Genomic DNA, 13,010 nt, shown 5'->3' with positions numbered 1-13,010 from the left:
CATCGCCGCCGGTCTTCTTGGTATCCGCAAATATTCCTCGGCGCGACGGGTCCCACTAGTTGAACACGCGGGCCGGCGCGTTATGCTGCGGCGTGTCCCGTTGCGACTGTCACCGAAAGCGCACGTCATGAGTCAACAGTCTGAAGAGTGCCTGCCCGAATCGGCTTCAGCCGAGCAGAACGGTGCGCCCGGCGCGCGCATACTGCATATGAAGGGGCGCCATTACGACCTGCAGAAAGCCATTCAGCAGCGGGCCCAGGAATCCGTCGAGCGTGAAGCCGCGCTCGACCATGAACAGCGACGCCCCAAGCCGCTCAAGTGGGCCATCGCGCTACTCATCGCTGCGATTCCCATCGCGTTGACCTTGACCGCGGCGGAGGCGTTCCTGCGGGTTTTCCATAAATATCTCGACGTGACGGTGCAAACGGCCAACAAGCAGGCCGAAGAGCAGGCGGCAGCAGCGGCCGCCGCCGCAGCGGCTGCCGAGGCGCAAGCGCCGGTTACGTCCGATGAGCCCGGTGTCGTGATGCTGTCGCCGCTGCTGGTTCCCCCGGACCAGAAGGCGCAGCAGGCTGCACCGTCCCAGACTTCGCAAGCTGCCGATCCCAAGAAATAAATGCATTCCTTTGGGCGTCGCGCATGGGCCGCGTCGCTGGTTCTGATCATCCTCGTCGGCGGTGCGCTCGCGCTGCTGTTCAATCGTCAGCCTGAATCGCCTGCCGAGATTGCTCCGCCTCCTGCGGCGGCTTCCGTGCGCGCGCCGGTTGCCGCGACGTTCGTTGACGAGTCAGCGTGCGGGAGTTGCCATGCAGACCAGGCGAAGGCGTGGCATGGCTCGCATCACGACCTGGCCATGCAGGAGGCGAACGCGGCCACCGTCCTGGGCAATTTCAACAACGCCAGCTTCACCAAGAATGGCGTCCGCACCCGCTTCTTCCAACGCGAGGGCAAGTACTGGATCAACACCGACGGCCCCGACGGCAAGCCGGCCGACTTCGAGGTCAAGTACACCTTCGGCGTCGAGCCGCTTCAGCAATATCTGATCGCGCTGGATCGCGGACGGCTGCAGTCGTTCACGATCGCGTGGGACGTGCGTGCCCGCCGGTGGTTTCATCTGTACCCCGACGAACGCATCGATCATCGCGATCCGTTGCATTGGACCCAGCCGTCGCAGAATTGGAATTTCATGTGCGCGGAGTGTCATTCCACCGACCTGCAAAAGAACTTCGATCTGCCGACGAACAGCTATCGCACCACGTGGACTCAGATCGATGTCGGGTGCCAGGCGTGTCATGGACCCGCATCCACGCATCTGGTGGCGGCCACGCCGGGCAAGCAAGATTTCGCCGTCGACTTCGCCGGGCCCGATGCGAGTGCTCAGATCGAAACGTGCGCTCGCTGTCATTCGCGGCGCTCCGTGATTTCCAGCGACTATCGTCATGGCGAACGGCTGATGCAGACGCATCTGCCGTCGTTGCTCACGGCGGATCTGTATTTCCCGGACGGGCAGATTCGAGACGAGGTGTACGAGTACGGCTCGTTCCTGCAATCGAAAATGCATGCGAAGGGACTTCGCTGCAGCGATTGCCACGAGCCGCATTCTTTGCAGCTGCGTCGTGAGGGCAATCAGCTGTGCGTCGGTTGTCACAACGCGGCTGCGCCGGCGGCGCGAGCCAGTATCGATACATCGGGGCTGCACAAGAAAGATTACGACTCGCCTGAGCATCACTTTCACAAGGCCGGCACGCCAGGTTCGCAATGCGTGGACTGTCATGCGCCGTCACGTGTGTACATGCAGATCGATCCTCGCCGCGACCACAGCTTCCGCATTCCGAGGCCGGATATTTCCGTTCGGCTCGGAACGCCCAATGCCTGCAACAGCTGTCACGACAAGCGCTCGCCGAAATGGGCGGCGGAGCAGGTGGCCAAGTGGTACGGCCCGAATCGGAGGCAGGAAGAAACATTCGCGGATGCATTCGCGGCTGGCGACGGCGCATCTCTGGCGAAGTGGGCCGGCGATGCTCATGCCCCGGCGATCGTGCGCGCGTCTGCTGTCGAGCGTCTGAGCGCTCATCCGAGCCAGGCCGGCCTCGATGTTCTGAATTCCACCGTGCGCGATGCCGATCCGCTCGTACGCATGGCTGCCGCCGATGCGTTCAATGTTTATGCGCCGGAGCAGCGGTCGGCGCTGGTGCCGCTGCTCAACGATCCAGTGCGTGCTGTGCGACTGGCGGCCATCGCCTCCGCGCCGCCCGCGAGCTTGAATGCTGCGACTGTGGCGGAGTACGAGCGCGCGCAGATGGAGAACGCCGATCAACCGGGCGCTCACATCAATGTCGGGAACATGTATTCATCGCTGGGCCGGGCGGCCGAGGCTGAAGCGGCCTATCAAGCCGCGATCCGTCTCGATCCGACCTTCGCGCCGGCCTATGTAAATCTGGCTGATCTGAAGAGCCGTAGCGGCGAGAACGCGGTGGCGATCGCCGTCCTGCGTACTGGGTTGGAATCGCAGCGGCAGGAGAGTGCACAGACTGCCGCGCTCCATCATTCTCTGGGTCTCGCATTGATCCGCGAGCGGAATTATGACGAGGCGCTCACCCAGCTCGAGATGGCGGCCAAGCAGGCCCCCAACGATGTTCGCTACGCATATGTCCTCGGGGTAGCGCTCCACGACACGGGCAAACGCAAAGAGGGCATCGCCACGCTCGAGCGCGCACTCCGCCAGCATCCCAAGGATCGGGATCTGCTCAGCGCGCTGGCCGCTTACGCCCGCGACGCCGGTGACGTCGCAGCCGCCAACGAGTACATGAGACGTCTGCAGGCGGAAAACTAGGCGGGATCTGCTACCCTCCGCCCCCTTTCCGGGCAGGGCGAGATCAATGATCGTCGATTGGCTGCCGACTCCTTCGCAGCACTTTCTGGTCAGCGCGATTGCGCTCCTCGTTTATATCCTCACCAGTCGCGCCCTGGATCAGCGACGGGCGCCGACCTCCGCGATTGCCTGGGTGCTGGGCCTCGCGCTCGTTCCCTATCTCATGTTGCCGCTGTACCTGTTGTTCGGGCAGCGCAAGCTCAAGCCGGTCGCGATTCCGTACGCCGGCGTGGTCGTCGAAGGGCCGCATTGGGCGGCGGAGTTGATCGAGAGCTTCGGCCTCGCGCCACCCTCATCATGCAAAGTCCACATGCACGCCGACGGCACGCAGGCGCGGGATGCGTTGTTCAAATTGATCGATGACGCGCGCCGTACCATCGATATCAGCACGTTCATCATCGGCAACGATGCGTTCGGTGCCGAGGTCGTCGCGCGGCTTGCGCATCGCGCCCGAGAGGGTGTGCAAGTCCGCCTGTTGCTCGATGGCTTCTTTGCCGTCCTGGTGCCGCGTCGTTACACGAGAACGCTCAAGGCCGCCGGGGCGAAGGTCGCGGTGTTTCGTCCGTTCTTCAGTTTGCGTCGGCTCGGTCCTCGCAACTTGCGCAACCATCGCAAGCTGATCGTGGTCGACGATCGTTTCCTGTGGTGTGGCGGTCGCAACCTCGCTGCCGAATATTTCCTCGGCGATGAGCGGGGCACGGTCTGGCCGGATCTTTCTTTCGATCTGGAAGGGCCAGTCGCGGCGGCCGCGGGCCATCAGTTCGATCTCGATTGGAACACCACGCGTCTGAGAGCACCGATCCGTGAGCGCGTCACGGTGGAGATGGAAGGCGGCGAGCTGGCGCAATTCCTGCCGAGCGGGCCCGATCAGGTCGAGGACACCGCGCAGTCGCTGTTGATCGACGGGTGTTATCGCGCCCGGCGGCGATTGCTGGTCGTCACGCCGTACTTCGTGCCCGACGACAGCTTGCGTGCGGCCATGCGGCTCGCGGCGCGGCGGGGTGTGAAAGTGACGATCGCCATCCCGCAGCGCTCGAATCATTTGTTAGCTGATTTCGTGCGCTCGCGGCCGATGCGGGATCTGGCCGCCGCCGGCGTGGAGTTTCGCTTGCTGCCGCGGATGGTGCATGCCAAAGCCGTGGTGATCGACGAGACGCTCGCTCTGTGCGGCTCGATCAATCTGGACTTGCGGAGTTTGCTGCTCAACCACGAAGCCGCTGTGGTGTTTTATGGGCGCGAGTCCATCGATTGGCTGGCCGAGTGGATTGCGACGATGGCAGAGCAGGGCGCGTCATATCGAGCAGAGCCGCCGGGGCTGTTGCGCGATATCGCCGAAGGTGTGTTGCTTACGGTTGCCTTTCAGTTGTAGAGCTGTCGTCGAACGACAGCTTCAATCCCACCATCTCGGCCGCGCGCACCACATCCACGAGCCGGGTGAGCTGCAGCTTTTTCATCATTTTGGCGCGCTCGGATTTGATGGTGCGCTCGCAGGCGCCGACTTCCACGGCAACTTGTTTGTTGAGCTTGCCTTCGGCGACGCCGGCAAACACCGCGCGTTCTCGATCGGTCAGTGTTCTATAACGTTCCAGCAGGTCGCGGACTTCGGTGCGTGCGGCGTAACGCCGCACCGCGACCTTGCGCGCATGATCGATGGCTTCCAGCAATTGCTCGCTGCGCACCGGCTTGACCAGGATATCCAGCGCACCGGACTTCATGACCCGTACGCTGGTGGGAATATCGGCATAAGCGCTGGCGAAAATCACTGGCAGCACCGAATCGTCGCCGATCCGACGTTCGAACAGCGCCAGGCCGTCGCCGTCCGGCATGCACAGATCCAGCAATACGCAGCCGGGCGAGCCATCGATATCGGCGCGCTCGAAGTCGGCCAGCGTGGCGTAACCCACTGCCGGAATGTTTTTCGATCGGAATAATCTGAGCAGGCTGGTGCGAAAGCTGTCGTCGTCGTCGACGATGTGAACGACGAAGCCATCGAACGCTGCGCATTCCCGGTCGAGCTCGCGACCGTCCCCAGTGTCCATCCGTCTTATCCCCTCTCCCTCGCTTCGATCCGTTCACGCCGCCTGTAACGGAATTGTGAACTTGAAGGCGGCGCCCCCGGCGGAGGTTCCCTCCTGCCAGATTTTGCCGCCGTGTGCGTGCACGATGGTGCGCGCGATCGCCAGCCCCAACCCCATGCCTTCCTGCTTGGTACTGAAAAACGAGTCGAAAATCCTGGGCCGATAGGCCGCCGCGATACCCGGCCCTGTGTCGGTAACCGTGATGGCCGCTGAGTATTTGTCATAACGGCCGGTCGTGACGTCGAGGATACGCTCAGCGGCGCCGTTTGCGGTATTAGAGGCCATCGCATCCATGGCATTCATCATCAGATTCAGCAGTACTTGCTCCAGGTGAATGGCATCGCCCCGGACCGGCGGCAACATCGGGTCCAGGCAGCTGCGCACCGTGACCAGTCGCTTGCGCGCGACCGGCTGGATCAGGCTGAGGGCCGTCGCGGCAACCTCGTTCAGGTCGAGCATCGTGGTCTGCAATTCGCGACGCTTCAGCAACGAATGCAAATGGCGCACGATATCGTTGGCCCGCAGGTCGTCGCGCCGGATATCGGCGAGCATGCGGCGGATTTCGTCGAGCGGGGGATCCGGCTCGCCGAGCAGGTTTTCGGCGGCGTCGGCGTTGGTCAGAATGGCGCTGAGCGGCTGGCTGATCTCGTGCGCGATGGAGCCGGCGATCTCGCCGACCAGCGCCAGGCGCCCGGCATGGGTGTCGGCGCTGTGGAGATGGCGGGCGGCACGGTGCGCCGAGCGGAAACGACGGTCACGGATTGCCCAATAGGCAAGTACGACGCCTTGCGCCACCGCCAACAACACCAGCAATGACAACAGGACGGGTTGTCCCACGGGAATGACGCCGCAAACGGTCGATGGCGGTGGGGATCGGAAAACACACGACTTTGCCCATTCCGCGTATGTACGGCTGTGAGGATTCGGCAACAATTGCGCGGGCCATAAAAGTTAACGGCAGATTACTGCAAACTGGAAATGTCGACGGATCGTTGATCGGACCAACAGTCAAGGCAAGGGAGGAAAAGCCATGGCAAGACTGGTATTTCGGGACTTCGATGAGTTTGCCGAAGCGATTACAGGCGTAGACGGACGCTTCATTCCGACGGCGCGCTCGACCTCGGAATGGTGGGCGGAAGCGGTGCGTCCCGGCGCTGTGTCGCTACAGCAGATTCAGATCGGGAGCCCGACCACGTTCGCGGGCGACGGCGAACCCGGCCGTTTCACGCTCGGCTTGCCGATGACGGACCCCACGCACATCCGCATCGACGGGCATTTCCTCGAGCCCGACGCCTTCATCACGCTGTACGAAGACCAGCCGTTCACGTTCACTGGCCAGGACGTGGTGCGCTGGGCCGGCGTCAGCGTGCCGCACGATACCAAGCTGGTGTCCATGGACCTCATGAACACCGCACGTTCCGGCGGCGGTCCGCGCACGCGCTCTGCGCTGCCCTATCTCGATCGGCTGCGCTGGGTGACGGAGCGGGCGATTGCCGCGAATCTGGATCCCAACGAGCCGGCGGCCGTCCAGGCTGTCGAGGAAGAAGTCGCGATCTGTCTCACTCATGTGCTCGAGCGCAGCATGAAGGTGCACGATCGTCATGTCGGCCGGCCGCAGTTCTCGCGCGGTCGCGTCATCGCTCGCACTTTGCAGCTGATCGAAGCGAACGAAGGCCAGCCGCTGTTCATCGACGATCTATGTCGCGTGACGCAGGTCAGCGAGCGCACGCTGAGAAACATCTTCCACGAGTTCTTCGGCGTCGGTCCGATGCGCTTGTTGAAGGTCCGTCAGCTGCGGGAGATTCGCGCCGCGCTGCTGCGGGCCGATCCGCAACGTGACACGGTGACGCGCATCGCCGCCCGCTTCGGCATCTGGGACTTCAGTCTGTTCGCCCGCAACTACAAAGCGTTGTTCGGCGAATCGCCGTCACGCACGCTGCGCACGCCGCCGTCGGATGTGAAGACGCGCTCGCCGGTGTCGTGGCTGCACTATGCGTCGAAGATTTTTATCGATGACATGCGGCCGATGGCCCATCCGCATGTCCTCGATGGCAATGGCGACGATGTCGATGCGCCGCTGGTGATCCAGCCGGCCGACTTGCCGCAGTTGCGGGCTAAGCCCTGATCGAAGGCTAGAGGCTGGCCCGCATGAACAACAGCGGGCCGGCCATCTTCAGGTCGAAGAGGCCCGGATCGTCGACGTCGCGGGAATCGACCTCCACATCGAAGGTTCGATAGCCGAGCCCGAACACCAGATACGGATTCATGCGCCAGGTGAGCGCGGCGCGCGCGTCCAGCACCGAGCCGTCGATCTCGTCGAACTCCACCGAAAGATATTGCACTCGGGCTTCGAACGACCAGCGATCGTTGAAATCGTATCGCCCTTCGATGCCCGCGAGCGGCAGCGGCGTCACGGCTGTCTCGGACTCACGGACCACGCGCCGGCGCACCACCGCGTTCGCGTCCACTTCGACGATCTGTATGCCGAACGTCAGCGCCAGATCGAAGTTGCGCAGCTTCACGATGCTGTAGCCGTACGTGAGACCGACCGATGTGAGATTGAGCGTGCTGTCGACGACCTCGCCGGGCAGATAGATCTGATCGTCGAACACGATGCTTTCATCGATCGCCTGGCGCGCCGAGCGTCGCAGGCTGAAGCCGCTCAGACGGATCAGGTGACGGTCGCCCGGCAGCAATGTGATCTCCGCCAGCGGCAACAGTTTGTTGTCGTCCAGTCCCAGATCCTCTTCGGCGTCGACCAACGTGCCCGGCGTGGCCAGTGTCGGATCGACGCGAATATCGGTGTCGAGGTTGGCGCTCAGCGTCATGACTTCGACGCGGAAGCGATCCTCGACGACGTGCGGCTTGGGCTGCGGCGCCCAGTCCGGCAGTTTGTCGTTGGTGGGCTTCGGGTCGGCGGCGTGCGCCCCGCTGAACAGGCTCAGCGCGAGACAAGCGAACAGTGACTGACGGGCGACGTGGCGTTCAGAAATCACTTCGGGCACTCCGGCATTTGTATCCGGATTATGCCCGGGTGCTTACGCGGTCGCGACCCAGTGATCGTCCCAGCGGATCGGTTGTGAGCTCGCGATTTTCAGAAATTGTGAACGCAGTCGAGTTTCGTCGAGGCCGTAAGCCGTGCCGTCGCGTTGCGAAGCGAGGATCGACCCGTCGGCAACTCGCGACAAACCATATGTTTCCGAAGCTGCGATGAAGCCGAGATAACGTTCGTCGCCGATCGACCAGCAAGCGACGCCGTTGCCGTACGGACAGGCTGCGGCGATCAGATCGTGCGTTTCGCTGATCGCGACACTGGCGACGTAGCCTTGGAACATTGGAATCTCCGCCGCCGGTGCGCTGAGCAAACGGAATTGCGCCGGTTGGTTCGCGTGCGCGGGTCGATACAAAGCGACGATGCCGGGCGCTTTGTTCTTGTCCTCGCCTTCGTACTGCAAGCCGACGGCAGTGATGCCGGTGCTGGTCATCGATACGTGACGAATGCTCAACAGATGATCCGGCAGCCGCCACTGCTCCTTGCGTTGGCCGGTGGCCGCATCGATCACGCAGAGCGACGGATCCATCGTCGGAATATTCAGCTTGCGTCGGAAGCTGCGCGGATGCGTCATGATGCCGCCGTTCGCGACCAGCAACGAACGATGGCCTGGCAGCCACGCCACTTCGTGAGGATCGATGCCGCTCGTATCGATCTCACCGACAACTGAGAAGGTGCGCGCATCGCGCACGACCACAACGCCTCTGGCGCGCTCGAAGTCGTGTTCGGGTGTGAGAATCAACGAGCCATCGGCGGAATACGTGCCGTGGCCGGCGAGATGTCGACCCGGCTCAGTCGTGAATACGGTTCGAGCCTGCATCGTCACGCGATCCAACTCGAACGCCTGCGTGCCGGGTCGTCGCGCAAAGAACAAAACGCGATTGGGATCGGTGGGATGAACGGCGCAACCATGCGCCCGCATCGGCACGCGAGTTCCGAAGACTTCCTGATCCTTCAGTGACACGCCACCGACGTATTGATCGCCACGCGCATCTTCATACGCGGAGAGCAGGGTGCCGGTACGTGCCTTGCTTTCGGATGAGAACAACAAACTGCCTGCCGCGACCGCGCTCAATGACGCCGAGGCGACCAAGACCTGGCGACGCGACCACTTGAGCGCTTTAGGGTTGGATGCGTTCATAGAGAGTCGATGAACCTCAACAAAGCCTCGCGATCCTGCGTCGACAGATTGCGAAATGCTTCCTTGGCGCGCTCGCCTTCACCGCCGTGCCACAGAATCGCTTCAGTCACATCGCGCGCGCGGCCGTCATGGAGCAGACGCGTGTGACCGTTGACCATCTTTTGCAGCCCCAGGCCCCACAGCGGCGACGTGCGCCATTCGCTGCCGCTGGCCGCGAAATCGGCGCGCCCGTCGGCGAGGCCTTCGCCCATGTCATGCAACAGCATGTCCGTGAACGGATGGATGGTCTGATCGCTGAGCCACGGCTGGTCTTTTACGTTGCCAGTCCTGAAGGTCGCGCGATGGCAGGACTCGCAGCCGGACTCGAGAAACAACCTCGCGCCCCGCTTGACTTCGGGCGACTCCAGATTCCGACGCACCGGCACCGCGAGCATGCGCTGATACCGGACCATGTGCTCGAAGATCTCATCGCTGATCTCAGGCTCGCCGCCGCTCGGCGCGGCTCCACAAGCCGTTTGAGCAGGCATGCAGATTTCAGCGGGACGGAACGAGGAGGTCATGCCGATCTCGCTGGAGAACGCAGCCGCAGTTTGATGTGCGATGTCGGGCTGATTCAGTTTCCAACCGAAACGTCCGAGCACTGCGCGACCTGCCAGCGGATCCCACACGTGATTCGGCCGGCCCGAGATGCCGTCGTTATCGGCGTCGTCCGGATCGCTGCGCTCCATGATCTGAGTTTCGGGAATCGCTTCGAGCAAGCCCGAACCGAACACAGCAGGCGCAACGCGCGGCGACAACTTCGTGTCGGCTGCGAGCTCGCCATACGCCAGTTCTTCGAAGGCATATTCGGGAGCGAGCAGCGTGTATGACGTGCCGTCGCCGAAGGTGCCTGCAACTTCGCGATGTCGAATGCGCAGCTTGCCTTCCGCGGCCACGCCGCCGATGCCGAACGGATTGAAGTTGACGCCGTAGTTGGGATCGGCCTGCGGCTCGTTGTTGGCGCCGGGCGTCGGCGTCGCAAATTGAATGACGAGCGACACGGGCGGCTCGCCTTCTTTCAACGGTGGCTGACCGCGGCCATCGTTGTTGTGGCACTGGTCGCAGCTGCGCGCATTGAACAGCGGGCCGAGCCCGTCACGCGCTCCGGCGCTCGCGGGGGCGACCACCCACGGGCTGTTGAAGAATGCGTTGCCGATGAAGAACTCGCCACGCTGCGCGACCGTCAGGTTGGTCGCGGGCCGCGAGAAGGCGTGGCGCGACGACTCGCTTACCGTCATGGCGCCGCCGGAGTTCGGTTGTAACAGCTGCTCGGTCGACCTGCCTTTGGAGCATGCGCCGAGGAATGACATTGCGCCCCACAGCGCCGCGAGGCCGATGAGCTTGGCGACGTGGGCTGGCTCTTTTTGAATGCGGATCATCGCGAGCTACTAATCTCCCAGCCCTTCCAGATCGGACAGGAAGATTTCAATCGAGCGAGCGCCGCGCGAGAACGACAACGTCTGCGCGCGCAACGCATCGATGCCGGCTTGCATGCGAGCGCGACCTTCGGCGTTGTCCGCCAGAATCTCACGGTCGTACGGACTCTTCACGGCGCCCACCGTTTCACGAGTGCGAGCGAGGCGCGCTTCGATTTCTTCGGCGGCGCGTGCGTCCTTCTCTTTCACCAGATCGGCCAGACTCGGGCCACTGAGAGTCGAGCCATCGAGCCGCTGGTAGCGGCCGAAATAAACATTCTCGATGCCGACCGCGTTGGCGCGCAGCTCGTCGGCGGTCAGATCGCTGAAGCAGGATTGTTCTTCTTCCTGATCGGAGGAGAGCAACGGCACATTCATGCGCTCGCCGGCCATTTCCACTTCGGACAGCGCCGCGATGCCCGTGAACATGCGCTTCAAGCCGGTGTACACGTCGCCGGTGACGAACGAAGTGCGATAGTTCGGTTCCTTCGATTCACGCCACTGCGCGGCCACCGACTCCAGATCGCTGACGATCAACGTCGAGGCGGCCTTCAAATATTTGCCACGGCGCGCGTTCACATCGGTCGCGGGATCGCCTTTGACAACGAAATCGGTGAAGGGGCGCTGACCGGCCGACTCGGGCGGCGTGTTCCAGTCCTGGCCCCACAGCAGGAACTCGACCGCGTGATAGCCGCTGGCGATGTTCTTCTCGCCGCCCAGCTCGTTCTGCTCGGCGATCAGCTCGGGCGTGATGTTCGGGAAGCGCTCGACGTCGCCGATGATGTTGAGGCCCGGCGCGGCGTTGTACTTGTCCACGACCACGGCGTCGATGTGGTTCTCGTCGAGCGGCCAGCCGTTGAGTTGACCCTCAGGCCCATTCTCGCCGTCGATAGGGCCGCCGTAGAAGCGGAAGGCCTCGGTATAGGCGTACGGGATGCGCGCGGCACGCCAGCGCTCACGGGCCGCATTCAAGGTCTCCTCGCTCGGATTGGCGAGCAGCGCGTCAATGGCTTGGTCCAGCTCGCGGGCCGCGCTGATCGTGTCCTCGTACGTCGCCAGGACGATCTGCGCGTAGTTCTCCAGCACGGGCTGGCGCGAGTCCTTGGGTTCGGTGCGGGTGCAGCCGACGGCCAGGGACAAGCAGATGGCGGCCGCGGCGGCGGACTTCAGGGCGGATGCGAGCATGTTGGGCGCTTTGTAGGAAGTAGATGCGGCCCGCCACGGGCGGGAGGTGCCCGATTTTATTCGCAATCGAGAATGACTCGCAATTAAGAATGAGTCAGAGGTCGATCAGTGTGGCTTCGCGGGCGAGGGCAGCGGGGAGTCGCCAAACGCGGTGGGGCGCAGGCTCTGGCGCCGGTGCAGGATGTCGGTGAGCTCTTCGCCATCGACACCGAGCCGGTCCGCGGCTTTTTCGATGGACAGCCCCTCGCAAACGATGAGGCTGACGGCGGCCCAATACAGAGCGGCTTCGGTATGAGAGTCGTGCTGGTGCTGCATGTTGCTCGTCGCGTCCAGGATCCGAGGGACACGCAAGGGCAGCATGTTGCGAGCGATCAAGGCCCAGAGAAACCGGCATTTATACTGAAGCCGGTCGTGAGGGGGCGCGGAAAATGCCTATGAAAAAGGGCGGATTTTGCAATCCGCCCCTGATGAGCAATCAATAGTTGATCGGTTCGCGGGTTACTTGCGCTCGGCTTCTGCGAGGCGCTTGCCGACGAACTGCCAGTTGGCGATCTGCTCGACCACGGCCTTCACGAAGCCGGCGCGGTTCTGCTGGTGATCGAGATAGTAGGCGTGCTCCCAAACGTCGCAGGTCCACAGCGCGTAGCCGCTGGTGATCAACGGATTGTCGGCATCGTGCGTCGTGGTGATCTCGAGCTTGCCGTCCTTCGCGACCAGCCAGGCCCAGCCGCTGCCGAACTGGCCGACGGCCGCTTCGACGAACTTGTCGCGGAAATTCTCGAACGAGCCGAACGAGGCTTCGAGGCGCTTCTTGATCGGCTCCGGCGGCGCGCTGCCGCCGTTCGGCGCGAGCGAGTTCCAGAAGAAGTCGTGATTCCAGACCTGCGCGGCGTTGTTGAAGATCTTGCGCTCGGTGCCGGTCTTGTTGGCGGTCGCCTTGATGATGGACTCGAGATCCTGTTTCTCCAGCGGCGTGCCCGCGATGAATTCATTCAGCTTGGTCACATAGGTCGCATGGTGCTTGCCATGGTGATGATCCAGCGTACGCGCCGAAATCGTCGGGCCAAGAGAGTCTTTGGGAAACGGCAGGGACATCAATTCGAACGCCATGGCGGGCTCCAGCTAGCGCTAAAAACAGTGGGGTAAAGGGGCCAACGTATCGTGGACCGCGAAGTTCCCGCTCGATCCGGGGTGCTTCGTTACCGTTCGATGACGAGGCGGCCAGAAA

General features: G+C 62.9%; 12 protein-coding genes. 4 read left to right on the top strand and 8 right to left on the bottom strand.

Annotation, left to right across the window (positions count from 1 at the left end; all coding sequences use genetic code 11):
* The first annotated feature begins 127 nt into the window (after window positions 1–127).
* From GYH35_RS20285 to GYH35_RS20275, 3 genes are read left to right on the top strand one after another with little or no spacing between them, the layout of a single operon-like run.
* On the top strand, window positions 128–616 hold the full coding sequence (locus GYH35_RS20285; RefSeq protein WP_161812723.1) for a hypothetical protein: 489 nt from the start codon (window positions 128–130) through the stop codon (window positions 614–616).
* The gene (locus GYH35_RS20280) at window positions 617–2,833 is read left to right on the top strand and encodes a tetratricopeptide repeat protein (protein WP_161829335.1); all 2,217 of its coding nucleotides are present in this window, start codon (window positions 617–619) and stop codon (window positions 2,831–2,833) included.
* A 46-nt stretch (window positions 2,834–2,879) separates the two neighbouring features.
* Window positions 2,880–4,241 carry a phospholipase D-like domain-containing protein gene (locus GYH35_RS20275; protein WP_161829334.1) on the top strand — a complete coding sequence of 454 codons (1,362 nt, stop codon included), beginning with the start codon at window positions 2,880–2,882 and terminating at the stop codon, window positions 4,239–4,241.
* On the opposite strand, the gene GYH35_RS20270 is transcribed toward GYH35_RS20275, so the two are convergent.
* Window positions 4,219–4,911, bottom strand: coding sequence for a response regulator transcription factor (locus GYH35_RS20270; protein WP_161812726.1), 693 nt, complete (start codon window positions 4,909–4,911; stop codon window positions 4,219–4,221). The two genes, GYH35_RS20275 and GYH35_RS20270, sit on opposite strands and share 23 nt — an antisense overlap.
* A gap of 33 nt (window positions 4,912–4,944) precedes the next feature.
* A complete protein-coding gene (locus GYH35_RS20265) occupies window positions 4,945–5,769 on the bottom strand; it encodes a sensor histidine kinase (protein WP_161829333.1) in 825 nt (274 codons plus the stop codon).
* Between the two features lie 211 nt (window positions 5,770–5,980).
* On the opposite strand from GYH35_RS20265, the gene GYH35_RS20260 reads away from it, so the two are divergent.
* Window positions 5,981–7,075 (top strand): helix-turn-helix domain-containing protein, encoded by a 1,095-nt coding sequence (locus GYH35_RS20260; RefSeq protein ID WP_161812728.1) that lies wholly within the window; start codon window positions 5,981–5,983, stop codon window positions 7,073–7,075.
* Between the two features lie 7 nt (window positions 7,076–7,082).
* On the opposite strand, the gene GYH35_RS20255 is transcribed toward GYH35_RS20260, so the two are convergent.
* The 6 genes from GYH35_RS20255 to GYH35_RS20230 form a co-directional block, all read right to left on the bottom strand.
* On the bottom strand, window positions 7,083–7,946 hold the full coding sequence (locus GYH35_RS20255) for a porin family protein (protein ID WP_161812729.1): 864 nt from the start codon (window positions 7,944–7,946) through the stop codon (window positions 7,083–7,085).
* Window positions 7,947–7,988: 42 nt separating this feature from the next.
* On the bottom strand, window positions 7,989–9,143 hold the full coding sequence (locus GYH35_RS20250) for a DUF1513 domain-containing protein (RefSeq protein WP_161812730.1): 1,155 nt from the start codon (window positions 9,141–9,143) through the stop codon (window positions 7,989–7,991).
* The gene (locus GYH35_RS20245) at window positions 9,140–10,561 is read right to left on the bottom strand and encodes a di-heme oxidoreductase family protein (RefSeq protein WP_202624444.1); all 1,422 of its coding nucleotides are present in this window, start codon (window positions 10,559–10,561) and stop codon (window positions 9,140–9,142) included. Before GYH35_RS20245 ends, GYH35_RS20250 begins: the two co-directional genes overlap by 4 nt.
* A gap of 9 nt (window positions 10,562–10,570) precedes the next feature.
* The gene (locus GYH35_RS20240; RefSeq protein WP_161812731.1) at window positions 10,571–11,782 is read right to left on the bottom strand and encodes an imelysin family protein; all 1,212 of its coding nucleotides are present in this window, start codon (window positions 11,780–11,782) and stop codon (window positions 10,571–10,573) included.
* Between the two features lie 105 nt (window positions 11,783–11,887).
* On the bottom strand, window positions 11,888–12,097 hold the full coding sequence (locus GYH35_RS20235; protein ID WP_161812732.1) for a hypothetical protein: 210 nt from the start codon (window positions 12,095–12,097) through the stop codon (window positions 11,888–11,890).
* Window positions 12,098–12,280: 183 nt separating this feature from the next.
* Window positions 12,281–12,892: a superoxide dismutase gene (locus tag GYH35_RS20230; protein ID WP_161812733.1), complete on the bottom strand. Its 612-nt coding sequence runs from the start codon at window positions 12,890–12,892 to the stop codon at window positions 12,281–12,283.
* Window positions 12,893–13,010: the final 118 nt, after the last annotated feature.

The sequence above is a fragment of the Steroidobacter agaridevorans genome, from assembly GCF_009932555.1.
GTDB classification, from domain to species: Bacteria; Pseudomonadota; Gammaproteobacteria; order Steroidobacterales; family Steroidobacteraceae; genus Steroidobacter; species Steroidobacter agaridevorans.
This window is presented reverse-complemented; position numbering and strand designations above follow the sequence as displayed.